Genomic DNA, 25,751 nt, shown 5'->3' on the forward strand with positions numbered 1-25,751 from the left:
TCACTCCAATGAAAATCAAGATATCAGCCGGAAAAACAGCTGCATTACTGCTCGTGCTGACCGGCAGCATTTTTTTGCAGGGATGCGATGACACTTTGAATGAAGATCCCAAGACGTTTATCGCCCCGGATAATTTCTTTGCCAATGCCGACCAATGTACGCAGGCTGTCAATGGCGTCTACACGTCGCTGTACAGTGTTTACGGCGCCACGGCATTTTGGTCCATGACCGAGCTCGGCACCGATCTTTCGTTCAGCATGGACGCCAACAACCTCGTAACCAATGACTTTACATTCAACTCGGGCAACACCGGCACGGGCAGCATGTGGAGCACATTGTACGGCGCCATCAAGAATGGCAATATGGTCATCGCCCGCGTATCCAAAGCGCCGATCGACGAAAAAGTAAAAGCCCGGCTCGTAAGCGAAACCAAATTCCTGCGGGCACTGTGGTATTTTGTATTGACCAATACCTACGGCGATGTACCGCTCTGGACCGACGAACTGGACGTGGATGCCGTGGGTCAGCTTCCCCGCACGCCCCTCGCAGAGGTACGCGCGCAAATCATCAAGGACCTCAGCGAAGCCGCCGAAGCATTACCCGCGACCGTCAGCGCCAGCGACGCAGGCCGCGTGACCCAGGGAGCGGCATTAACGCTCCTGGCGAAAGTGTATTTGTACAACCAGGACTGGGCCAATGCGCAGAAAACCGCCATGCGCGTCGTGGAAAGCGGCAAATATTCCCTGCTCCCGAGCTACGCCGACGTTTTCGACATCTGGAACCGCTACAAAAACAATGCGGAATCGATTTTCGCCGTACAGTACCTTCGCAATGCGGCCACTTCCAACAACGTGCGGGTACACCAGATGGTCAACTACTACATGCCTACGCGTGACGCGGGGCTGAGCACGTACGCGGGTGTGGATTTTGGCAAATATGTCATCGACGGCTGGCACGTGTATGTGCCTACCTCCAAATTCGTGGAAATGTTCGAGCCAAACGACCTGCGCAAGGACGTCGTGCTAGGCTATGGCTACAACGGGCAGAAATTCACCACCTGGCCGAAGGAAAACCACCCCTGGTACGGCCCAAAATTCTGGGACCTCGAAGCCAATGCACAAGCCAGCGGCAAAAACCTGTACGTACTCCGCTACTCCGACGTGCTGCTAATGCTCGCCGAGGCCCACAATGAGCAGGGCAATGCCGCCGAAAGCGCAAAATGGCTGAACCAGGTCAGAAAGCGCGCCGGATTAAAAGACTTAGCCACCGGACTTTCCAAAGAAAACCTCCGCGAAGCCCTCATGAAAGAACGCGCCATCGAGTTCGTAGGAGAATACCAGCGCCGGCCCGACCTGGTAAGATGGGGAAAACTGGTAGAAGCCGTCAAATCCGTCGCCAGTGACAACCCTACCGGTGCCGCAAACGTGAAGCCATTTCACAACTACTACCCTATTTCGGTGGATGAGATCATCAAGAATCCAAACCTGGTGCAGACGGAGGGGTATCAGTAGGCAAGAAGTATTCCAATTCTTGTACGAAGGTGAATTGTTTTGAAATCTTAAAGCTCCTGTGAGATACTCGCAGGAGCTTTTTGTGTCAATGCGGCGGATTAGTACGCCTCAGGAACATTGAAATTGTACCGAACAATAAAGGAGTGCGGTTGTAATAGAAAAAAATACATATCTACCGGGCAAATAGCCTTCGTCCATAACCCGGACGCTCACATGCTGGTTTGCACATTTCCTCTTATTTTTGCGTTTGGTTTATGAACAACAGCTACCTCAAACGACATGAGCAAAATATCGATTCGGCCGACCTGTTGATTAATAAGCACGGGCACTATGCGAGTAGCGAAATAACAATGGTTCAGCCCCAATCGAGTAGCCTGGTAATGAAGCTCGTTCGTGAGATATCATCGAGACACAAAGAGATGTCCTTTGCCTATGAGTTTAATAAGATTTCAAATCAGCATGTGGTAGATGTAATGCCGAAGGACAAGTTTACTTCGGACGAATATCTGTTAGACGAGGCAATGGTTACCAAGGCATTCATTGAAGCGTTTCCAGACGAAACAATCCTTTTTGTATGCGACGATCAGCACATTACAGTTGCAAAGCCAACATTTGTGGCAGGTCCGGCAATGGAGTCCTTGTCCTATGAATATCACAAAAAGCTGTCGGCATAACACCGACAGCTTTCTTATCCCTATTCCTTCACGATTTTTAAAACCTGCCCGCGCTTCGGATCGCCGATTTTCAGAAGGTAGGTGCCGGCAGGATATTCATGCATATCCACCTCTGTTTCAGTCCCCGAAATGACTTTTGTGCGAAGGAGTGTTCCGTTGGCATGATACAATGTCAGCTCTCGTCTTGAAGCGGTTTTAAACCGTAGGACTATACGGCCGCCGGTTGGGTTCGGGCCGAATGCCAGGAGTTCTTTGTTATGGCCTCGCTCTTCGGTTCCGAGGATGACTTCCACCTGGATTGTTGAGGGTTCGCTGATGGTGCCGGCACCGCAGCCGTTGGTGACGGACAACAATTTGAAGTAGGCCGACGGCTCCTTGCTGGTAATGAGCAGCGTGTCGGGGCTTGTGGCGGCGTACCGGTTGACGGCCCCGAGGTCGTTGCCATAGCTGTATCGCCAGGGGCCTGTTCCCGTAAGCAGTACGACCGCTTTTGCATTGCCCTGGTCGTCGGATGTCGCGCTGGTGCTGGCGAAAGCGGCTCCCGACCGCGTGCCGAATGTCGCTACCGAAGAAATGCCCGGCTTGGTTATCTGCCGGATCGGATAGGTGGTGCTTTGTGCATTGCGGAGGTACGAAAGTGTAAACACATTCCCCGCTTCAAACTTCCCGCTGAAACCTATTTCCACCTCTACGCTGTCGCTCATACAATAGGTTTTTTTAGTGATCAGCCGCGCAAACACGTTGGGCGTAGTACCCGAGGGGTTCGTTACCTTAATGGGAAACGAGGGCGGATTGGAATTGGAAAAACAGGCATTCGACAGCTTTGCCACCTTGAATACCGTGTCGCGTTTTACAAACTGCTCAAACCACACGTTACGTTGGTCATATACCTCCTTCGAACCATTGGCCAGTTCGACCGTGTAGGGCGTGCCGCCGCGAAGATCGAAGTCGAGCCGGGCCGCCGAAGGGAACGGTACGCCTGGCTGAGGGCCGGTGAGCACCATCGTCGGCGGGCTCTGTATTTTAAAAGGTATCATCGGCGAGGAAAGCGCCGGATTGGCAGACACCAGGCGAAGGGCCGAGATTTGATCGTAGTTGAGGTCGGGATCCTGGCTCGTATTTTTCGGTATAAAAAACTCCACCGAATCACCAACGACCTTGGCCGGGAACAATGCGATTTCTTTTGGCGAATAGTTGCTAGCCTGCACCGAATAGGTAGTTTGACTGGTGACTCCGGCGGCCTTAAAACCCAAACGAACCGTTTTCCCTTCGCACACGATTTGCGGATCGCCTGTGCGGGAAGGGTCTGCGAGCAACAGGCTGGGTCTCACGGTAATGGTCAATGTCGAATTCGGCGGGTCCTGTGTCACCCCGCAGCCCGATTCGTAGGTTTTTACCTGGTAAGTCGTCGTCTTTTCGGGCCGCACCTGCAACCACGACTCCGTTACCTCGCCGGAAGTGAATGTAATTTTAAACGGCCACCATCCCGTCGGGTTGGCAGAAACGTCCGTGGTCTCTCCCAGATCGATAACCGGTTTCTGGGTGGTCAGCTTGAATGTTGATTTTTCATTAATATAAAATCTCAGCGCCTTATTGATCGAAACCGCAGCAGGGTTTTCGGCTACAATGCCAAGATAGATGCTCCCTCCGTAGAAATTATCGGGAACCCGGGCAGTGAGTTGATTCTTACCGGTCAGCGTTGCAGGTACATCCCGGTAAAAAAACGTCCCAAAATTTACATTGTCGCCGACAAACCGGATTCTGAATTTAGTGTTTGCATTGAACTCGCCACCGGCTGTACGGAAAAGTACTTTGACTTCACCTCCGGCGCAGGGAAACGACGGACTGATCGACACCGGCATGAAATCGACCGGGTTTACTTTGATATTTACCTGCCCCTCCACGGCCATTGGCCCGCACGCATTATTCGCCGATTTGATGGAATAGGTACCTGCCTTCGTTTTCGGAAGGCTGAACATTGTCGCGTAGGGTGCCGTCCAGTCGGTGGCGTATTGCAGATTGACAGTGTCGCCGCTGCTCAATACCACTTTTCCCGATGTGGACGGCGTGGCAATCAGCGAGAATGCCATGGGATCGGTCGAATTGATCGTATCGGCAGCATATCCCCACCTTCAACTTCCGACTGCGGGCTTGATTTAAGGACCTTAATGCCAAAGCTCTCCGAATTGGCAAGCGAAGGTTCTTTCAAAACCGTCACCAGCTTGTCGCCCCTGAATTCGGCGGGATATTCCCATCGCTGGCCGGGGGGATACGAGGTGCGGTAAGCCACCACGGTGAATTTGTTGCCCGCGGGAAACGTGCCGTTCACATTCACATCGATGCTGAGTTCGGTGCCCAGGCAATAATTGTCCGCATTGACCCTGATAATGCTCAGGCCGGGACTTTGGGCAAATGCGGCAAATGAGAAAAAACTGAAAAACAGGAATGGTAAAAATCGTAACATAGAGTCGGGGTTATTAGTCACAACCGTAGTCCCCAAAACGGGAACGGACTGCTCATGCAATTTTCTCATTTATCCCAACTAGTACAACGAAAGGTACCAACGGTTACTTTTAATTACCGGTTTGCCCGTTTAAGTATGAACTTTCACAAACATGCTTATTAATCGCAGGCGTCCGGAGAGCCGCCCGCTCAGAAACCGAAAACACTTTTGCCAGATTACCCCATGCAACCGCCATTTCCGGACGATCCGCAACTCCTAGACCGCCTCGGAAGTGACGATCCGCAAGCATTTGAAGGTATTTACCGCCGTTACTGGAAGCGGCTATACGATTTTGCCAATGTCAAAACGCGCGATGCGGACACGGCCGAAGAGATAGTTCAGGAGCTTTTCGTAACGATCTGGGAGAAAAGGCATTCGCTGCAAGTCAGCAACTTGCAGAGCTACCTGTTCACATCGGTGCGCAACCGCATTATCGATCACTACAAGGACAAGGCATTCGCTGCACTCGACTCCGTGGACCCGCTCAGCGAGCCCGATTACCCGCTTTTCCTCGACGAGCTGGAACAGGCCATGCAACAGGCCGTGGGACAGCTACCCGAAAAAACCCGCAAGATATTCGTTCTCAGCCGGTTCGAAGGCAATACCGTCCGGCAGATCGCTTCACTGCTCGGAATGCCGGAGCGGACGGTCGAGTACCACATCACCCAGGCATTGCGAACGCTCAAAACTTTGCTCAAAGAGTTTATCGTGCTCGTGCTGATGCTTCTGACCGCTGGTAAATTTTAAAGAATTTACAGCCAAATCCATTCATTTAATATAAATATTCAAATAAATTCTTTTCCATTTTGCGGTATGCACCGCTTTTTCAGTCTTCTTTCCAAATCATTCACTCCTATGAACAAACGTCATTTTCATCAGTTACTAACCCGCTACCGATCGGGCGAATGCACCGAGCGGGAGGAGCGGCTGGTAGATCAGTGGTTTGCATTGATTGACGGTGACGCAGCCGAAATGGCCGACCTCCAATCCGAAGAAACGGAAGCAAGATTATGGCAGGCTATACAGTCCCGGACTGGACAGCCCCGGACCGTGCATTCGCGGACAGAACAGGAAACAATCACGACGACGCATTCAAAGCAAAAACCATTGCATTTCCTGCTCCAATGGCGGTCCGCCGCCGCTGCGGCAGTACTGGTGCTCGCGCTCTGGGGTGGATACCAGTGGAGCCGGCGCAATGCAGGCGACGCGGATGACCAGCTCTCCGAAGCGGCGTCGGACAACCTCATTTCCAAAACCAACACGACCAATGCGCCGATGTGGGTATTGCTGCCCGACGGCTCGCGTGTGAGCCTGCAACCGCAGGGAGGGGTTAAATATGCAGCTGATTTTCAGAACAATAAGCGCGAAATTTACCTGAAAGGAAAAGCATTTTTCGAGGTGGTGCGGGACGAGCGGAAGCCGTTTCTCGTGTACACGGGCGAGATCACCACCAAGGTGCTGGGAACCAGTTTCTGGGTGAACAGGCCCGCGGCCGGCAAAGGTGTGGAAGTGTCGGTGGTGACAGGTAAAGTATCTGTTTTTCAAAAAGATAAAGAAAAAGAGGCAGCTTCCGGCGACCTGGCCATGGGCGTGATCCTGAGCCGTAACCAAAGCGTGAAATACCTGCCCGACAGCAAAAATTTCGCCGCAATGCTCGTGAAGCGCCCGATCGTGGATGATCATTATAAAAATGCATTCGTTTTCGATGATACCCGGCTAAGCAACGTCGCGCAAACGCTCGAAAAGGCTTATGGCATCGACATCGTGCTGACGAACGACCGGTTGAAAAACTGCCTGTTTACGGCCGATATCAACAAGCAACCGATGTTTACACAGCTGGCGCTGATCGCTGCTTCGGTGAATGCGACGTATACCATTAAAGGCACTAAAATATACCTGAACGGCAAAGGTTGCCCTTGAAAACTGCTATTACTGAAACCGAACCTGTATTCCTGAACCCCTTACAAACGCTTGATTCCTAAACCCTTAATGCTTTCAAAACCAAACTACCCCGCCTATGCATTGAACCGTACCCTTTAAAAAATAAAAAGAGCCGAACGTGTTGAGACCACCTTCGACTCCGATGCCCTCTCTGAACCAGGCCGGTCCTCATCTGCGAAGATGAACGGGAGGGGTTTTGCCAAAACTTTTACGAAAACCTTAACAAAACAGCCAAAATTAATGAAAAAACCGATACTTCTTCATCCTCTGCTGCGACATATTATGAGGATAACCCTACTTCAATCCCTGCTGATCGGCCTGGCCATCACGGTCGGTTTTGCGCGCGAGGTACGCACGCAGGACCTGCTCGACCATTCCATTTCGATCAAGGCCGACAACCAGGAACTCCGCAAGGTACTCGACCGTATCGAGGACCTCGCGAGCGTCAAGTTCGTTTACAGTTCCAACACGATCCAGGCCGAAAGGAAGGTGAGCATTGCGGCCACCGACCGCAAACTTTCCGAGGTGCTGAACCTGGTACTGCGCCCGCACAACATTTCTTACCGGCTCGTAGGCGGGCAAATCCTGCTGCAATCGGGAAACGCGCCGGGGCTGGACGCGGCCCGAAAAGCGGAAGTGTCGGTAACGGGGCGGGTTACCGATGAGAAAGGCGCCGGCCTGCCGGGCGTAAGCGTAATCGAGAAAGGCACGCAGCGCGGTACTGTGACCGACATCGAGGGTAAGTTTTCCATCGAGGCAGCCGGGGCGGAATCGGTGCTGGTTTTGTCGTTCGTCGGGTACGTATCCCAGGAAATCACCGTCGGTAACCAGAGTGTGATCGACGTGTCGATGAAGGTGGACAGCAAGGCATTGAACGAAGTGGTCGTGATTGGTTATGGTGCATTGAAAAAGGGCGACTTGACCGGTGCCGTGGCCACCATTTCCGCTGATAAACTGAAAAGCAAAGCCTCTGTTTCCTACGGCGAGGCATTGGTAGGGCAAATGGCCGGTGTGCAGGTGCAGCAAACCAACGGCGCACCGGGCGGAGAAGGTCTGAGCATCCGCATCCGGGGTACCGGCTCCATTTCGGCCAGCAGCTCACCGCTTTACGTGGTCGACGGCTACCCGATCGACAGCAGCGCATTCTCGCTCGTGAACAGCTCCGACATCGAGAGCATCCAGGTGCTTAAAGATGCCTCATCCACGGCCATTTATGGTTCAAGAGGTGCCAATGGCGTGGTAATTATCACGACTAAAAAAGGTACTGCCGGTGCGCCTACCGTTTCGTTCAATACTTTCTTCGGCATGCAGCAGGTATCGCGGAAGATCGATATGATGAATACCCGCGAGTACATCGAGTTTTTCAAAGACGGCCATAACCAGGCCTGGCTCGACCGCACGCCCATGCCCGGCGACCCCGCGCATACGATCCACGATAGCAATGAAATGCGATCCAAATACACCAATTCTAACTTTTACATTATCCCCGAAGCATTCAACGACCCTTCCAAATTCCCGGATATCAACTGGCAGGACGAGATTTTCCGTAATGCATCCACCCAAAAGCACGAGCTTTCAGTGAATGGCGGTTCCGAAAAGGTACGCTATGCCGTTTCAGGAAGTTATACCAACCAGCAGGGGATATTGATCAATACCGATTTCAAACGCTACAACATCCGCGCCAATATCACGACGAATGTGACCAAAAAACTGGAACTCGGCGTGGCGATCAGCTCTTATTATTCCGAAAACAACGACCTCGCCAATGGCAAGGACAGTCCCCTCGCCTACGCATTGTACCTTCCGCCTATTTACCCGCTGCGCAATGCGGACGGCACCTACGGCTCGCAGGTGCGTAACCCGGAAATCTGGGCGGGTGACGTGGCCAACCCGGTGAGCATTGCCGAAAATGTGACGAATTTCACCAAAAAGAATGCCGTAATAGGCTCGGTTTATGCAGAGTATGAAATCATTCCGGGACTGAAATACCGCGTCAGCCTGAATGCCAACCTGGAAAACCGACGTTTGAAATACTATCAACCTTCGTTTGTAGATACCGACGGCTCCCGCGCGCCGCGCATTGCGAATGCCCGCAGCGAAACCTGGCTGGGTGGCAACTGGCTCAACGAGCACACATTGACCTGGTCCAAAACGCTGGCCGAAAAACATAATTTCAACCTCCTGGCAGGTTACACCGCCCAGAAATCGTTTGGCGAGTACAACCAGCTCCGCGCGCAGAACTTCCCGAACGACGCCGTGCGCACACTCAGCGCCGGGCAGATCGTAGGCGGTACCAGCACCGAATACCGCAACTCGCTCATCTCCTACCTGAGCCGCCTTACCTATTCGTATGACGACAAATACCTGTTCTCGGCCAGTATCCGTCGCGATGGTTCGTCGCGTTTCGGCTCGGAAAACAAATGGGGTACATTCCCTTCCGCGTCGGTGGGCTGGCGTGTGAGCAACGAGGCATTCATGCAGAATGTGAGCCAGATTTCGGACCTCAAAATCCGCGGAAGCTGGGGGTTGGTGGGTAACAACAAGATCGGCAACTACGACGCCATCGCGCGCACCGGGGTTAATTATTATCCACTGAACAACACACTCGTGAATGCGGTGAACCCTTTGAACTATCCTAACCCACTGTTGGGCTGGGAGAAAACCATGCAATGGAACCTCGGCCTGGAACTCGGCCTTTTCCGCGACCGTGTACGCCTGGAAGCTGATTTTTATAATAGTAAGTCGGTCGATTTGCTCCTCGACGTGCCCGTACCGACCATCAGCGGCTATGCTACCCAGCTCCAAAACATCGGAAAAGTACAGAACAAAGGGATGGAATACCTCGTCCGTACGCGCAACACGGTGGGCGCATTCAAATGGTCGACCGATGCCAACATTTCGTTTAACAGGAACAAAGTCCTCGCGCTCGGCCCGGATGCCCGCCCGATCTACGCGGGCGCAGCCAATGCGAACAACACCTTCATTACTACCGTGGGCCAGCCCATCGCGACCTATTTCGGCTACCAGTATGATGGTGTTTTCAAAAACCAGGCCGAACTCGACGCCGCACCGCACCTCGTGAACGACCGCCCCGGCGATCCGCGCTACATTGACGTGAACAAGGATGGCCAGATCACCGCCGCCGACAAGACATTCCTCGGCAGCAACCAGCCCAAGTTTATTTATGGTTTTGGAAATGATTTTTCCTACAAACGCTTCGACCTCAATGTGCAGCTGACGGGCTCGCAAGGCGCTAAACTGTTCAGCTTTTTTAACCGGATGATCGGCATTTACCACGGCGACCGCAATGGCCGCGCGAAACTGAAAGACCGCTGGCGCTCGGAAGAAGAACCCGGCTCGGGCGAGGTACTGCGCGCTAACCGCGATCCGAAAGGTTTACAGAAAGAGCCGTCGAGCTACTGGGTGGAGAATGGTTCGTTTCTCCGTATACGCAATGTGTCGCTGGGCTACAATTTCGATAGTGAAATGCTGCAACGGATTAAAGTTCGCTCGCTCCGCGTGTACGTGACGGGCCAAAACCTGTACACTTTCACGAAATATCCCGGCTTCGACCCCGAAACCAGCAGCGAAGGCAACGGCCTGTCGCGCGGGGGCGACTACCTGGGCTACCCGGCCGCGCGGACCGTCATTGCGGGGCTTAACATTACATTCTGATCATTTTCCGGTAAAATTCATTTTTATGAAAAGATATATTTTAGCAGCCTTTCTGATCGCTTCGTCGTTGTCGTGCAAGGAAAGTTTTATCGACCTGCAACCTATTTCCGATATGAATGCGGGTAACTTTTACAAAACCGAGCAGGATATGAACCAGGCCGTGATGTCGCCCTACTCCTCCCTGCGCGATTTGTACAACCAGCTTTACATTTACACCGGCGAAATCCGCTCCGACAATACCACCTTCTCGTGGGTACCGGGCAGCTCGAAGGATATGACGTCCATCGACAACTTCGGCGACGTGCTCCTTTCCGACAACCAGAACATCCTCAACCTGTGGAACCGCAGCTACGTCACCATCCTGCGCAGCAATATTGTGCTGGACAAGATCGACGCCGTCACTTTCCGCGACGAGAAGCTTAAAAACCAGTACAAAGCCGAAGCGCGTTTCCTGCGTGCATTGGTCTATTTCTGGCTGGCGCGCATTTACGGCGATGTGCCCAAAGTGGATAAGCAGATTTCCGTCCAGGAAGCTTACACCATGGGCCGCACGCCTGTCGAGGAGATTTACAATTTGATTGTAGAAGACCTAAAATTCGCGGAAGCTAACCTGCCTGCTACTTATGCCGCCGCCGACCGCGGCCGCGTTACCATGGGTGGTGCGAAGGGCATACTGGCCAAAGTGTACATGTTTATGGCTGGTTACCCGCTCAAAAAAGGTGCTTCACATTACGCATTGGCCGAAGCCAAAGCGCTCGAAGTGATCAATGACCCGCAGTATACGCTTTTGAGCGATTACAAAGCGGTGTTTGACGTTAAAAATGAAAACAATGCCGAATCGCTTTTTGAAGTACAATACAAAAAGGGCGGCCCCGCACCTATTGTGACAGGCAGCCCGTGGAGCAACGATTTTGCGCCGCGGTTTTCGAACAAGGAGGTGATTCCGGTGGGTGACAAATCGGGTTTCAATGCGCCTACACCGTCTATTTCGGCGGCTTATGAGAAAGGCGATCCGCGTAAAGCGATTTCGATGGCCGACGGCTACGTATCCGACCCGGGCGGGCAGCAGATCAATGAGAAGTATGTGAGAAAGTATTACGACGTTTCATTCTCCGTCGCGCCCGACAACGATAATAACTGGCCGGAATTACGCCTGGCCGACATTTACCTGCTCTATTCCGAAGCGCTCGTGCGCCAGGGCAAGCAGCAATCCACGGCTCTCCTCTATCTGAACAAAATCCGTCAGCGCGCCCGCAACAGCGCAGGTGCCGCCGCAGGTGCATTGCCCGATTACCCGGCATTCACCTCCGACACCGATTTCCTGCTGGCAATTGAAAAGGAACGCCGCATCGAGCTCGCATTCGAAAATCACCGCTGGTTCGACCTCGTGCGTACCGAGCGCGCGAAAGCCGTGATGAGCCAGGAGCAGAAAGAGCAGAATGGTTTCAATCCGGCTACGTGGAGCGACAATATGCTGCTCTTCCCGATCCCTTTGCAGGTGATCCAGTCCAATCCCGAAAAAATTAAACAAAACCCTGGTTACTAATGTCAATGCACTCCAAAATGCTACGCGTGCTGGCGGGCGGAATGCTGGCCTGGATGCTCGTCCCGGCCGCATTTGCCCAAAAGGACAACACGCTCACTCCGAAAGAAAAGAAAGAAGGCTGGGTACTACTCTTCGACGGCACTTCCACCAAAGGCTGGGCAACCGCCGCAGGCAAACCCGTACCTGCCGGTTGGGAAGTTAAAAATGGCACATTGTCCACCAAGAAGAACGGCAAAGGCGGTGATATCGTGAGCGACGGCGAGTTCGCCGACTTCGACCTCAAAGCCGATTTCAACATTGCGCCGGAAGGAAACAGCGGCCTCAAATATTTTTTTACCAAATACCAGCAAGGCGGTAACCTGGGCTTCGAATATCAGATCCTGGACGACAAACTGGCTGAGGACAACAAGAAGGCCAACCACCTTACCGGCTCTTTCTATGACGTCATGCAGCCCGACGAGTCCAAAAAGAAAGTGAATGCACCCGGCCAGTGGAACACGCTTCGCGTTGTGGCCAAAGGCAAAAACGTGCAGCATTACCTCAACGGCGTGATAATCCTTGAATTTACCCGCAGCGGAAAGGTATATACCGACGCCGTGGCACTTAGTAAATTCAATAAGGCCGTGCCCGCATTCGGATCAGTGGAAAAGGGTCATATCCTTTTGCAGGAGCACGGGGCCGAGGTTTCATTCAAAAACATTAAAATCAAAGCATTATAAGTCATGGCTAACAGACGTGAATTTCTAAAAACAACCGCCGCGGGCTCGCTGGGCCTTGCCATTGGCGGTACGGCTATGGGTTTCAGTGCGAAAAGCTATAACCGCATTATCGGCGCCAACGACCTCATCCGCGTAGCAACCATCGGCGTCAACAGCCGGGGCAGAAGCATGAGCGGCACATTCGCCGGACAGAAGAACACCGAGGTAGGCATCGTGTGCGACGTGGACGAGCGTGCGATCCCGAAAGCGATCCAGGCGGTAATGGATGCCAAACAAAAATTGACCCCCAAATCGGAAAAAGACCTCCGTAAGGTGCTCGAAGATAAATCCATAGACGCTATATATACCGCAACACCCGACCACTGGCACGCCCCGCTGACGATCATGGGCTGCCAGGCGGGCAAGCACGTGTACGTGGAAAAACCGTTGAGCCACAATCCGCGCGAGGGCGAGCTCGCGATCGAGGCTGCACGCAAGTACAAGCGCGTGGTGCAGATGGGCGCCCAGCGCAGGTCCGCGCCCGTGCTCACGGAAGGCATCAAGCAGCTGCACCAGGGCATTATCGGCCGCGTGTATCTGGCTAAAACCTGGTATACCAATAAAAGAAAGGCCACTTACCTGAAACCCGGCACGGTGCCTTCATGGCTTGACTACGAGCTGTGGCAGGGCCCGGCGCCGCGTATGCCGTACAAAGAAGGGCTGATCCATTACGATTGGCACTGGTTCTGGCACTGGGGGACCGGGGAAGCACTCAACAACGGCACGCATGAGGTGGATGTGGCGCGCTGGGGGTTGGGAGTAGACTTCCCCACCCGTGTCAGCTCGATAGGCGGACGCTACGAGTTCAAAGACGACTGGGAAACACCGGACACGCAGGTGATCGCGATGGATTACCCGGGCCGCGTTTCACTGATCTGGGAATCGAGAAGCTCCAATGGCCGCAAAATTGAAGGCCAGGACCGCGGGATTATTTTTTACGGCGAAAACGGCAGCCTCGACACCGGCGGCGACAGCTACAAAGTGTACGACCTCGACGGCAAGCTCATCAAAGAAGTGAATTCCCCAACCGAAGAAGGCGGAATGCAGGGCCGCAACCTCGCCAGCCCGAGCCTCGGCATGGATAACCTCCACGTAGCCGACTTCCTCGACGCGATCCGCAACAACCGCAAACCGAACTGCGACGTGGAGCTGGGCTTCAAGAGCGTGGTAGCGATGCAGCTCGGCAATATCGCCTGGCGCGTAGGCCGCGACCTGAAAATCGACCCCAAAAACGGGCACATTATCGGGGATAAGGAAGCGGAAAAACTCTGGTCGCGCGAGTACGCCAAAGGTTGGGACCCTGTGGTGTAGTTCATTAATTAAAAAACAAAGTCCCGTAAATGCTTGATTTACGGGACTTTATTTATTTACACCAAACTAACTGTTAGTAACCTATATTCTGTTTCAGGTTGTTGTTAACCGCAATTTGCTGGCTTGGGATCGCGTACACGAGTGTTTTCGGGTCCGGATCAGCCGGTTTGATCTGGCCGGCAAGCAGGAACTTGCCGAAGCGGATCAGGTCCTGTCTTCTCCAACCTTCCCAATACAGCTCCCTTCCGCGTTCATCCAGCAGAACGTCCAGCGTAAGGGCCGTCAGGTCGGCAGCGCCGCGGTTCTTGCGGATCGAGTTAACGGTGGCCAATGCCTCAGCCGCTGTACCTGGTGTGCCGCCGCGCAGAATGGCCTCCGCTTTCATGAGCAGCACATCCGAATACCGGTACACAACCCAGTCGTTGTTACGCTGGCCTTTGGAAGCATAGTCGAACGGATATTTGATCACACGAATTCCCGCAGTTTCCAAAGTAGCACCGCTCGTGCGAATGGTTATTTCCCTTGAAAATACGAGCGGCTGGGTTGCCGGGTTACGCGCATTCAGCGGTTTGTTGGTCACCCAGCTGGTTTGCTGTCCTTCCAGGAAACCTACGTTCTGGATCTTGTAGTTTTTGGTACGGTTGGAAGTCGTATCGGCCGGATAGTTGTAATAAATACCCTTTCTTTCATCCCCTGCCGCGAACTTGTCGTAGAAGTTAGAAAGCGTCGCCCATCCGTTCCATCCGCCGGGGGTCATGTTGTAATGCGAAACAGTCCAGTAGGCCCTGTCCACTCCTCCGCCACGTACACCCTCTTCATTATAAAGCGTGAAGATGTTTTCGGTCGATTTCACATTGTTGTCCGGGGCAAAATTATCGAAGTACTTACCCGGCGCGGAGACGGTATAACCCTTGATCTCATTGGCCAGCGCCACCACTTTGGCCATATCCGCCGCATCGAACTTGGGATTTTCGCGGCTCGTGAAAGTACCCTTGTTCAGGTAAACTTTCATCAGCAATACCCTTGCCGCATTCTGGTTAGCCACGTACGCCTGCGGTGATGTTGCAGGAAGATCCTTCATGATCGTGTTCATTTCCGAGATGATGAAATCCATCGCTTCCTGTGCGCTGAGCGTTTTGGGAAGCTCGCGGAAATCTTCGAGGCTCTCGCGGTAAGGTACCACGCCCCACAAATCCACCACATCGAACATCGCCAATGCGCGGATAAAACGTGCCTCGGCCGCCTGCTGGGCAGAAGGCGCATAACGCAATACGTTGGATGCCTGGTAAATGGCCGTCAGCAACCCGCCGAATGTGTTACTCATATAGGAGTTATCCGCATTCCAGGTGTGCAGGTGAATGGCCCGGTGGGTACCATTATCATCCCAGTCACCACCACGCGTAGGCGCTACGGCCGCATCCGTGGAAAGCTCCTGCAAGCACCAGCGGTTATCCTGTTGGTAAGGGCCGTTCAACGAAGAATAAGCGCTGATCAACAGCTCGGCCGGGTTGATATTTCCCGTGGTGCCTTTTTCCAACGCGCTACCCAGCTTTTCGTCCAGGTCGGTGCAGGAAAACAGCATGGCGCAGCTCAGTATGGCCGCATAATATGATTTGATTTTCATAGTTTCTTTGTTTTTGATGAATTACAACGAGAAGTTTACGCCCAGCAGGAATGTACGCGCCGATGGATACGGGATGTACTCGATACCCAGGGACGGAATACCGCCATTGGAACCGTCGGTGTTCACTTCCGGGTCGAAGCCTTTGTAGCCGGTGAGCACGAAAAGGTTCTGGCCTGTCAATGAAATGTTCAGGTTCTTGAAGGCCTTACCGATGTTACCCACGCGGTAGCTCAGCGTCACGTTAGACATTTTCATGTAATCCCCTTTTTCAAGGTAACGGGTAGAAGGTGCCGCCGAGTTGGATGTAGCCTCCTTGATATCCTTGTTGAAGAAATCCTTCGCGATGTTTTTGGTAGACAAGTTATTGATACCCAATACAGTGGCAAAAGTATTGTTGAACAGGTAATGGCCGAATGCACCATTCATGTTCACCACCGCCGAGAACTTCTTGTAGGTCACGTCGGTCGAGAAGCCCAACAAGTATTTGGGGTTCGGGCTGTGTACGTAAAACTTGTTTTGTGCAGGGTCCACCGAAGTGCTCGCCTGGCCGTCCGCGCCTTCGTACATGCTCGTGCCGGTAGTCGGGTCGAGGCCGGCCCATTTGGCAAGGTACCAAACGTTGAGCGGCTGACCGCTGACCATTCTTTGTCCCAAAACGCCTGAGAAGCCTTGTCCTCTCAATGCAGCCGTTTCATAGAAGCCTGGCAGGCCGGAAACGCTGTTTTTCAGATAAGTAGCATTGGCCGAGATGTTCCAGGTCCAGTCTTTGGTTTCCAGCACGGTACCGGTCAAAGCCAATTCCACCCCTTTGTTTATCACTTCGCCGTCCAGGTTCACCCAGATTTTTCCGCTCGGTGCAGGTTGCGCGAGTGTTCTTTCGAACAGACCATCCGTAGTTTTTTTACTGAACACGTCGATCGAACCGACGATGCGCGACTGGAACAAGCCGAAATCGATACCTCCGTTGAATGTTTCGGAAGTCTCCCATTTCAAGTCGGGGTTACCGAAGTTGGCCTGGCTGATACTCTGTGTACCAAACACATATCTGTCGCGCGACGCACCCGAATCGAACTCCCGGTTACCGGTTTTACCCCAGCCCAGACGTACTTTAAGGTTGTTCACCGTGCCGTTGCCTTTCAGGAACGGTTCGTTTGAAACGTTCCATGCCAATGCTACCGCAGGGAAGTTGGCATACTTGTTGTTTTCACCGAATTTGGTAGAACCATCGCGGCGTACTGTACCGGTAAACAGGTACTTATCCATGTAGTTCAAACCCACACGCACGAATACGGATTGCAACTGGTTCGTAGGCGATTTGAACGAGTTGATGCCCCGGTTGCTGGCTACCGAATAGCTCAGGTAATCGTAGAAATCAAGGCCTACATCGGTAAATCCGCTACCGCTCAGGGAGTTCCAGCTGTTGGCATAATCCAGGAACTCGTAACCCGCTACTGCATTCAGGTTCAGGTCTTTGCTGATATCCTTGTTATAGCTCAGCGTCTGGGTCAGCTGCTGGTTCGTCTCAGAGTTGTTGCCGATGAATGCGAAACCGTTTTTGATCTGCGCCGGGTCGATCATGCCCCGGATATACCGCCCTTTCCGCGTACCTGTCTGGCGGGTAATGCTATACACCAGCTTGTATTCCAGGTCGTCGGTGATTTTGTACGACGGCGCAATACTCGCCACGGTCGTGTTCACCACGGCAACGTCCTTGTAAGCTTTCAACGACGCCAGCGGGTTGATCGTCGACGGGCTTACGTAGGTAAGCGAATCCCCATTCACACGCAGCGGACGGGTCGGGTTCCACGTCAATGCCTGCGAAATCACGTTTCCTTCGAAACCTACACCCACATCGATCGGCGCCAGGTTTTCGTTGGTTTGCGTGAACAATACATTGAAATCCAGCCCCAGTCTTTTGCTTTCCAGGAATTTGAAGCTGCTGTTGATGCTGGCCGTATACTTTTTGAGGCGCGAAGTTTCGATGATCCCTTTCTGGTCCATATAACCTGCCGAAACGCGGTATTTGCCATTGTCGGTACCGCCTGTGATGGCCATCGAGTAGTTCTGCACCGGCGCAACGCGGGTGATTTCATCGAATGCATTCACATTGCTGCCGAAATCAGCTCCTTTTACATCGTTTGGCGCGTAATACTGAACCGCCTCACGGAATTCGTCGGCGCTGAGCACTTCCGGCTTTCTCAAAAGGCTCGATACGCCCGTTGATGCATTGATGCTAACCGATGGCGCACCGGAAGCACCTCTTTTGGTGGTAATGATAACCACCCCGTTGGCACCGCGCGAACCGTAAATGGCCGTTGCCGAAGCGTCTTTGAGGATATCCATGCTGGCAATGTCGTTCGGGTTCAGGTACGCGAGCGGGTTACCGCCATCCGATCCGAAACCGCCGCTACCACCCGGACGTGCCGAGCTACCCGAAAGCGGGATACCGTCCAACACGAAAAGCGGGTTGTTACCGGCACGGATCGAGGAATTACCCCGGATACGCACTGTGGTAGCACCACCCGGCTGGCCGGTGTTGTTGATCACCATCACCCCCGGCGTACGGCCCTGGATGAGCTGGTCCGGCGCGGTGATCACCCCTTTGTTGAAATCTTTGGGTTGCAGCGAAACGACCGAGCCTGTCACGTCTTTTTTCTTGACAGAGCCATAACCGATCACCACGACCTCTTCCAAAGCCTTCACGTCATCGTCCATCACCACGTTGATAGTCGATTCGCTGCCTACCACCACTTCCTTGGGAGCAAAACCGATGAAGCTGAAAGCCAGTGTAGATGCCGGCGGTGCCGACAGCGTGTAGCCGCCTTCCATGTCGGTGGAAGTGCCTTTGCTGGTTCCTTTGACAGTAATGGAAACACCAGGCAGTGCATTGCCTTTGTTGTCCGTAACTTTTCCTTTAATGGATATATCCTGTGCGTAGACGTTGCTCAGGAGTAAAGTACAAATCATGATTAACGCGCTCAGCCCTCTCTTGCCGAGAGACACGGGGCGATGCGCGTTCTTTTCGCCGGGGCGAAAAAGTCGCAGAGATAGGTTCATCATAAAATTAGTTAGCGTTTGAATTAAATAAAGAGTCGAGCCATTCGAATGGCAGTCAGGGAGAAGCATACATAGGTTTCTAGTTTTGGTTTTAGTTAGGCATTGGGCAATAAATACCGTGTCACGCTACGGCCAGCGCGTGGTTTTTTACACGATAAGGAGGTCAGATATGCAAAATGGGATTGTATGATTTAAGCACACCGCCACTTTGTCTGTTTCGGGGGAGAAAGTAAAGTTATGTCGATATATATAGCATTATTTAAATAACCAATAAAATTTAAGCGCTTAACAGATGGTAAATTAATATAAATGGCTCCGATAATGCAATAACAAGTGTTCAAAAACGGACGTTTTCCCCCACATTTTTATACCGACTCGATTTTATCAGAATATTGTACAAAATTGACATTGGAGAAGTGCAAAAAGCGGTGACAAATTTCGGCTCGCAACAGGTTTTATTTCTTCCCTTAATTCGTTACATTTCGCATTGTCACCGATCGTATCAGCCTTTGAAAACACTTTACAAATACGGCAAGCTCATTTGGATATTGCTATTTACCGCCGCCTGCTCCGGCACCGACGAGGACCTGACCGGCATTTGGCACACCGAATTCGAAATGGTGCCCGGGTTTAAAAGTGCCCTGGACATGCAACTGAAACAGGATATCCTATCCCGGAAATGGAGTGGCCGCTTCGAAATGCCGGAGATGATGGGCGCAGGTGAATTTCCGGCCGTGCAGGTGAAAGGCCCGAAAATCGATCTGAACCTCGGCGCAGGCGCATCGTTCAAAGGGGAGATTTCCAAGGACAATAATGCGATTAAAGGCATTCTGACCGTTCCTGGCGAAATGCCTGAAAATCTCACCCTAAAAAGGGTTGCGCGCTGGTCGGCGCAGGTACCGGCCCGGCGCGACAAAGACGGGCTGCCGGTAACAACCTGGAAGTACCAGCCCCCGCAAGCAACCGGCGATGGCTGGCAAGTGGGGCCGATGCCCCGGTCGGTGATCGGTTCGAAACCATTGAATGAGTTGTTTGGAAGAATTTTGGAAGGGAAATACCATGGTCTCGACGCATTCCTGGTGGCGCAGCATGGCAAGCTGATACTCGAAGAATATTTTTACCTGGGCGGCCGCGACCGGCTGCATAGCATTCAATCGGTTACGAAAAGTGTCAACTCGCTGCTGATAGGCACCGCACGCGACCAGGGATTGATCGGAAATCTCGACGAGCCATTGAGAAACTATTTCCCGAAGTATGCCGATTCCATCCGCACGAACGCCACACTACGCCATGCGCTGACCATGTCGGCCGCCCTCGACTGGAAAGAGGATATCCCCTACTCCAACCCGGAAAACGACGCCGTACGCATGAACCAGAGCAGCGACCTTTATAAATATGTATTGACTAAAAATCCTGACCCGGTGGACAAACCCGGCGGCAGGTTTGAATATAACAGCGGCCTGTCCATGCTTTTGGGCGGCGTGGTACTGCAAGCCACCGGAAAACCGGCCAACGACTACGCCCGGGAAACCCTTTTCAAAAACCTCGGCATAAACGATTTTGCCTGGACGACCATGGGCGGCAAGGTCCATACCGGCGGCGGATTATTTCTCAGGCCACGCGATTTACTGAAAATCGGCCAAATGGTGCTCGACAGTGGAAAATGGAACGGCCGGCAGGTGGTTTCGGAAAGCTGGATCAGTGAGAGCACAGCGTTTATACTGCCTACGACCCAGGGTAGCAAAGACTTTGGCTATGGCTACCAATGGTGGCGTGCCGTTTCCCGCAGGGGCGCCAACGCGCTGCCGCTAATATTTGCGTCCGGCTACGGCGGCCAGATGCTCTACATCGTTCCCGACCTCGACCTGGTGATACTGACATTCCATCACAACCCTACCGATAACGACGGCTCGCACAGCATTACTTGGAGAGAAGTCAGCAACATCATCTTGCCCGAATTTTAGTATAACTCATTGAAATACCTATATTAACTGAAAAATAAGTTTTAAAACTGAAAAATTAGTTGCAAAACTGATAAACCCGTTATATGTTTACGTCATGGAAACTTTGACGAAAACAGAAGAGAAAATCATGCAGGTCATGTGGGACCTGAAAAGCGGGTTTGTGAAGGATGTCATCGACAGGCTGGGTGAACCGGCCGTGCCTTACAATACGGTATCGTCGCTGATCCGCATTCTCGAAAAGAAAGGCTTCATCGGGCACAAGGCCTACGGCAAAACGCACGAATATTTTCCGCTGATTTCGAAGCTCTCCTACCGCAGCTTCACATTCAGGAACTTCGTCGCCAATTATTTTGATGGGGCGTCGGGAAACGTGCTTTCCTATATGCTGGAAGAACAGGACCTTTCGCAGGAAGAAATCGAAAAGGCTGTTGCTGAGATTAATAAGACTAAACCGGGAGGTGAAGATGCTCAGTAACCCCGCCTTTTTCTCGTGGCTGCTCGCGGCTTCGTTGTCGCTCGCGATCTTGTGGGCTGCATTTGTCTGCTTTTTCCGCAACTGGACGTTTTTCGCGCTGAACCGCTGGATCCTCGTCGCGGGTACCTGCGTCTGCATGGCGCTCCCGCTGGTATCCCCGCACGTAACGCAGGGACTCGTGGCTCCGGATAATCTGGCTACAAACCTTCGGTTTAGTATTTCTTCGCTTCCGATATCGTCGGCTCCGGCAGGTGGTTCCGTCGCAAATGAGGCGCATGCAACGCAATCCTACGAATGGTTGTGGACATTTTTGGCGGTCATGTACTGGGCTGGCTTTGCCGCAGTACTCGCCCGGTCATTCAAAGCATTGTGGCAGTTGAAAACGATCCGATCGCAATCGCGCTTGCTAAGTAGTAATTCCATTGCGGATGTCTGGGTACAATCTCTTCTCCCGACGTTTTCATTCGGCAAAAATATCTTTCTGAACGTACATACATTATCGTTAGCACCAGAGCAATTCGCGAGTGTGCAGCGGCATGAGGAAGGGCATGCGTTGCAAAAACATAGCGTCGATAATGTGTTTTTCGAAGTTGTTTCCGCCATTTTCTGGTTCAACCCGCTGGTGAGGAAGCTCTCGCGGCACCTGCGCGATGTGCACGAGTTTCTGGCGGACCGGTGGGCTACCGGTCCTCACGCACAAACCGCAGATTATCAGGAGCTTTTAGTAGCATTGGCAAGTAAAACGCCGTGCAATCGTGTGAGTCACCCGTTTTCGGATTCTCAATTTTTTCGTCGGATAGTCATGTTAAACAAACCAAAAACCAAACCTATGGAACGCTTAAAGCTGTTTTTGCTTGCCCCGGCCTGTGCTGCCGCCCTGTTTGTTTCGGCCTGCGTCGATACGGACAAAAAGGCCCCCGCAAATCCCCAGAGCATCGGGCCCGCGTCCGGCCCGGTCATTTCTAAAATCTCCTGGACTGGCAACAAGGTACATTCCGATGAGGAACTGAGTGCGTTGCTAACGTTGAAGCCGGGCGACAAATACGATCGCCGCGCATTTGAAAGCAGCCTGTACCGGGAACCGCTGGAAAAGTCGGTGACGAGCCTTTACATGGACAACGGCTATCTCTTCTTCCACACGGATATTCAGGAAAAAGTGGTGGATGGAAAGATTGAGCTGACCGTAAATGTTTCGGAGGACGAGCAGGTTTGGGTCAACAAGGTCACTTTAAAAGCTAAAAACGGCGAAAAGTCGCTGACCGATCAGGTGAAACCGTTCGTGGAAGTAAAAGAAGGCCAGCTTTTCAACCGGTCGCTGCTCATTTCATCCCAGGAAAAAATGGCAAAGAGCGGCCTGGTCAATCCAGATAGTGTGAATATCAACCCTTATCCCCGGCCGGTTGAATTCGCTGGCGCGAAACGGTACGTGGACATCGAATTTGTCGTCCAAAAGCCCTTGTAATAGTCTCTTTTTTTATCAAATATTTCCTATTCGGTTTTTTTGTCATATTTTAAAAGCTGGTCTGTTTAAACCTAAACCAATCAGCAGGATATGACGCGTGAAAGCCTACAATCCGGACTTCTGTTCCTTGCGCTTTTTTGCGCCGCCGGAAGTACCCTAGCCCAACGAAAGGACAAAACACAGTCTACCCGGACGGGGGTGTACACGCCCGAGCAGGAACTGGCAGGTTTCAAAGTAGCGCCGGGATTTGTGATAGAACTCGTCGCCAGCGAGCGCGACAGCATTATTAATCCCGTAGACCTGACTTTCGACGACGCGGGCCGGCTTTGGACCCAAACGGCCCGAATGTACCCCCTCGACCCGATTGCCGACATTCAATGGGAAGAATTGCTCCGGCTGATGGACGACCAGAATGCGCAGAAGAACCATCCCAATTTCAAACGCATTCTGGAACTGTACCAGGGCAAGCGGAAGGGCACCGACAAAATCATCGTGCTCTCCGACCTGTACGGCAAAACGCCGGTTAAATCATCGGTGTGGGCCGACGGCCTTACCATTCCGATGAGCATATTGCCCTACAAAAACGGCGTGTTCGTCGCGCAGGGCTCGGAAATGTTTTTCCTGGACGATGCCAATCACGACAGCAAGGCCGACAACCGCCTGCCGCTGCTGACCGGTTTCGGTTTCACGGACACGCACACGATGGCGCATACGCTCGTGCGGGCACCGGGCGGCTGGGTCCATTTCAGCCACGGCGGACTCAACAAGGGTGAGGTAACGTCGCTCACTGGCAATGGCAAAGCCAAAATCGATTTCAGCAAAATCGGGCGGTTTTCGTTCGACGGTAAAAAGGTGGAAGTGGTGAGCTCCGGGCTAAACAATATCTGGGGTTTCCAGCTTCGGCATAATGGGCAATGGTACGGTTCGGAGGCCAACGACCTCGGCTATTCGGTGGTACAGCTGGAACCCGGCGTGGGCTTCCCCGGCATCGGTAACGACCGGATACGGCCCTACCAGCCCTTTATGCCGCCATTGCACGAGTTCCGGGTGGGCGGCACGGGTATTTCCGGCACCGCATTCGCCGACGACGCTTCCGGCTCGTTTCCCGACGAGTACAAGGATGTCGCATTCCTCGCCAACCCGATTACCAGTTCGATCAATGCCGTGAAAATGGTACGGAACGAGGATGGTACCGTTACTTCCAGCCACCTGCCCGACCTGCTTACTTCGGAGGACGACTGGTTCCGCCCCGTAAACATGGAGTTCGGGCCGGACGGCTGCCTTTACATTGCGGATTGGTACAATAAAATCGTGTCGCACAACGAGTTGCCCACTACCCACCCCGACCGCGACAAAACGCACGGACGTATCTGGCGTATCCGCCACGTAAGTCAGAAACCGAGGACAGTACCTGATTTTTACGAAGTCAAAACGGACGATCTGCCCCGTTACCTCACATCGCCATCGCTTTGGGAGAAGCGTGCCGCCTGGCACCAGATATCCGACCGGCCGGCCACAGAAACTTCCCGGCTCGTGCCGCAGCTCATTGCCATTGCCTCGAAGGAATCCAACGACCCCGTCTCGCGCATTCATGCATTATGGGCGCTGGAAGGCATCCGGCACTACGACGCCGCATTGCTGTCGGAGTTGTTAAAAGCCAATTCGTCGGATGTGCGCAGGGAAGCCATTCGCTCGCTGAACAGTTTTGGATTGAGCGCTGCCGACATTGCGGCGGCCACGGAAAAGCTGATCGACGATGCTAACCCGGCGGTACGCTCGCAGGTGATCCGCACGCTGGATGAAGCGGGTGCGGGCGATCCCAGGTCCGTGGCGATCCTGGTGAAAGCGGCCCGGCCCGAGTTGCCTGGTAATCAAATGGGCGGCAGTTACGAGCGGCGGTTTGAGCGTTATCTGGTCAGAAAAGCATTGGAACGGTCGCCGGGAACATTGCTGCAATATGTGAATGCACCGGCAGCACAGGAAGCCCCCGCCGTAAATATGCTTTGGGCGGTGCAGGCATTGCCGGCAGCCGAAAGGGATAAGGCATTCCTGCAATTCTGGCCAAAAGCGAAATTGTCGGCACTGGACGAATCGACGTTCGTGAGTATGGCCGCAATGCTGCCGAACCCGGACATTTACCAGGCTATGAAGCAAATGCTGAACGATCCGGCGCAGGCCAGGACTTATCTCGGCTTTGCCGTGCAAAACCAGTCGCAGGTGCAATCGTCCGCATTGTCTGAACTCCTGGCGGTGCCGGTAAACACTTTGCTGCAAAGCACCGAAACGGCCGACCGCAACCTTGCATTGGACGTAGCAGGCCGTTACCGCATCGCGGGTGCCAGGGATGCCGCCGCCGCGCTGGTAACCGATCATACTCCGGATGCTACATTGAAATTAGCCCTCAAAGTATTGGAAACTGTCCCCTCGAAAAGCGAGCCGTTGTTTTTGAAAATGGTCACCAATGAAAATCTCAGCTTTGACATCCGCGCGGCGGCCCTGGGAAGCCTCGTGAAAGCCAATCCGGCCAAAGCCCGGCAGGCCGCTACGCAATGGCTTTCGGCATTGAACGAGCAGGAGAAGAATGATTTGGCCGATGTACTTTCAGCCTCCGTGCAAGGCTCCGGGCTTCTTTTGACAATGTATGATAAAAAACTGCTTCCACTCTCCGCATTTGATCTTTCGGCTGCCGAGCGCATTGCCGGTGCTACCAAAAACGACGCCCGCAGCACGGCAATCGTGAATGGCGTCAAAAAGCGCGAGGAGACCAAACGGAAGGAGTTCAAAGGGAAACTGACCAAATATATGACTATCGCCGAGAAGCATGGCGGAAATGCGGAAGCAGGAAAAGTACTTTTTCAAACATGCCTGGCCTGCCATCAGGTGGGCAGCCAGGGACAAAGCATCGCCCCGGCGCTGGACGGCTCGGCCAACCGGGAGAACGAGTCGTTGCTCACAGCCATTCTGAATCCCGACGCGGCGATTGAATCCGGCTATGCGGTTTACAGGGTGACCAGGAAAGACGGCTCCCAAATGGAAGGTTACCTGGTCAACAAGGACAACCAGGGTACGACGCTCGCATTCATGGGTGGCGGGAAGAGCTTTATCGAAGCGGGCGCGATCAAAAGCCAGGGGTTCCTCGGCGGGCGGTCGTTCATGGTCAAAGGGCTCATCGATAATTACAGCGATCAGCAGGTGGCGGATTTGCTGTCTTACATCCGTACATTGAAGTAATATGCCCGATATAGCCGAT

16 protein-coding genes are annotated in these 25,751 nt (G+C 53.0%); 12 read left to right on the forward strand and 4 right to left on the reverse strand.

All coding sequences use genetic code 11. The features are described from left to right. The first annotated feature begins 8 nt into the window (after window positions 1-8). Window positions 9-1,511, forward strand: coding sequence for a RagB/SusD family nutrient uptake outer membrane protein (locus BLQ88_RS13310; RefSeq protein WP_090150440.1), 1,503 nt, complete (start codon window positions 9-11; stop codon window positions 1,509-1,511). 254 nt (window positions 1,512-1,765) lie between these two features. After that, window positions 1,766-2,185, forward strand: a complete 420-nt coding sequence (locus BLQ88_RS13315) for a hypothetical protein (RefSeq protein ID WP_090150443.1) — start codon at window positions 1,766-1,768, stop codon at window positions 2,183-2,185. Window positions 2,186-2,205: 20 nt separating this feature from the next. Here the strand turns inward: BLQ88_RS13315 and BLQ88_RS13320 are convergent, their stop codons facing one another. Both BLQ88_RS13320 and BLQ88_RS13325 read right to left on the reverse strand, forming a co-directional pair. Beyond that, window positions 2,206-4,275 carry a T9SS type A sorting domain-containing protein gene (locus BLQ88_RS13320; protein WP_090150445.1) on the reverse strand — a complete coding sequence of 690 codons (2,070 nt, stop codon included), beginning with the start codon at window positions 4,273-4,275 and terminating at the stop codon, window positions 2,206-2,208. After that, complete coding sequence (locus BLQ88_RS13325) at window positions 4,260-4,649, reverse strand: hypothetical protein (protein ID WP_090150448.1); 390 nt, start codon at window positions 4,647-4,649, stop codon at window positions 4,260-4,262. The genes BLQ88_RS13320 and BLQ88_RS13325 overlap by 16 nt, the downstream gene beginning before the upstream one ends. Before the next feature lie 222 nt (window positions 4,650-4,871). On the opposite strand from BLQ88_RS13325, the gene BLQ88_RS13330 reads away from it, so the two are divergent. The 6 genes from BLQ88_RS13330 to BLQ88_RS13355 all read left to right on the forward strand — a co-directional run bounded on the left by BLQ88_RS13330 (window position 4,872) and on the right by BLQ88_RS13355 (window position 13,919). Next, window positions 4,872-5,435 carry an RNA polymerase sigma-70 factor gene (locus BLQ88_RS13330; protein ID WP_090150450.1) on the forward strand — a complete coding sequence of 188 codons (564 nt, stop codon included), beginning with the start codon at window positions 4,872-4,874 and terminating at the stop codon, window positions 5,433-5,435. 108 nt (window positions 5,436-5,543) lie between these two features. After that, window positions 5,544-6,608, forward strand: coding sequence for a FecR family protein (locus BLQ88_RS13335; RefSeq protein WP_176884986.1), 1,065 nt, complete (start codon window positions 5,544-5,546; stop codon window positions 6,606-6,608). A gap of 303 nt (window positions 6,609-6,911) precedes the next feature. Beyond that, complete coding sequence (locus BLQ88_RS13340) at window positions 6,912-10,304, forward strand: TonB-dependent receptor (RefSeq protein ID WP_090150456.1); 3,393 nt, start codon at window positions 6,912-6,914, stop codon at window positions 10,302-10,304. Between the two features lie 25 nt (window positions 10,305-10,329). Then, a complete protein-coding gene (locus BLQ88_RS13345; RefSeq protein WP_090150459.1) occupies window positions 10,330-11,850 on the forward strand; it encodes a RagB/SusD family nutrient uptake outer membrane protein in 1,521 nt (506 codons plus the stop codon). Then, window positions 11,850-12,569, forward strand: a complete 720-nt coding sequence (locus tag BLQ88_RS13350; protein ID WP_090150462.1) for a 3-keto-disaccharide hydrolase — start codon at window positions 11,850-11,852, stop codon at window positions 12,567-12,569. Before BLQ88_RS13345 ends, BLQ88_RS13350 begins: the two co-directional genes overlap by 1 nt. Window positions 12,570-12,572: 3 nt before the next feature. Beyond that, window positions 12,573-13,919 (forward strand): Gfo/Idh/MocA family oxidoreductase, encoded by a 1,347-nt coding sequence (locus BLQ88_RS13355; RefSeq protein WP_090150466.1) that lies wholly within the window; start codon window positions 12,573-12,575, stop codon window positions 13,917-13,919. 73 nt (window positions 13,920-13,992) lie between these two features. Here the strand turns inward: BLQ88_RS13355 and BLQ88_RS13360 are convergent, their stop codons facing one another. Further along, window positions 13,993-15,543, reverse strand: a complete 1,551-nt coding sequence (locus tag BLQ88_RS13360; protein ID WP_090150469.1) for a RagB/SusD family nutrient uptake outer membrane protein — start codon at window positions 15,541-15,543, stop codon at window positions 13,993-13,995. Between the two features lie 21 nt (window positions 15,544-15,564). After that, complete coding sequence (locus BLQ88_RS13365; protein ID WP_090150471.1) at window positions 15,565-18,603, reverse strand: SusC/RagA family TonB-linked outer membrane protein; 3,039 nt, start codon at window positions 18,601-18,603, stop codon at window positions 15,565-15,567. 506 nt (window positions 18,604-19,109) lie between these two features. Between BLQ88_RS13365 and BLQ88_RS13370 the strand changes: the two genes are divergently transcribed. From BLQ88_RS13370 to BLQ88_RS13385, 4 genes are all read left to right on the forward strand, one after another. Continuing rightward, window positions 19,110-20,564, forward strand: coding sequence for a serine hydrolase domain-containing protein (locus BLQ88_RS13370; RefSeq protein WP_143016843.1), 1,455 nt, complete (start codon window positions 19,110-19,112; stop codon window positions 20,562-20,564). 94 nt (window positions 20,565-20,658) lie between these two features. Beyond that, the gene (locus tag BLQ88_RS13375) at window positions 20,659-21,039 is read left to right on the forward strand and encodes a BlaI/MecI/CopY family transcriptional regulator (RefSeq protein ID WP_090150477.1); all 381 of its coding nucleotides are present in this window, start codon (window positions 20,659-20,661) and stop codon (window positions 21,037-21,039) included. Then, window positions 21,029-22,501 (forward strand): M56 family metallopeptidase, encoded by a 1,473-nt coding sequence (locus BLQ88_RS13380; protein WP_176884987.1) that lies wholly within the window; start codon window positions 21,029-21,031, stop codon window positions 22,499-22,501. The genes BLQ88_RS13375 and BLQ88_RS13380 overlap by 11 nt, the downstream gene beginning before the upstream one ends. 90 nt (window positions 22,502-22,591) lie before the next feature. After that, window positions 22,592-25,732 (forward strand): DUF7133 domain-containing protein, encoded by a 3,141-nt coding sequence (locus BLQ88_RS13385; protein WP_090150483.1) that lies wholly within the window; start codon window positions 22,592-22,594, stop codon window positions 25,730-25,732. Window positions 25,733-25,751 lie beyond the last annotated feature (19 nt).

The sequence above is a fragment of the Dyadobacter soli genome (assembly GCF_900101885.1).
GTDB classification, from domain to species: domain Bacteria; phylum Bacteroidota; class Bacteroidia; order Cytophagales; family Spirosomataceae; genus Dyadobacter; species Dyadobacter soli.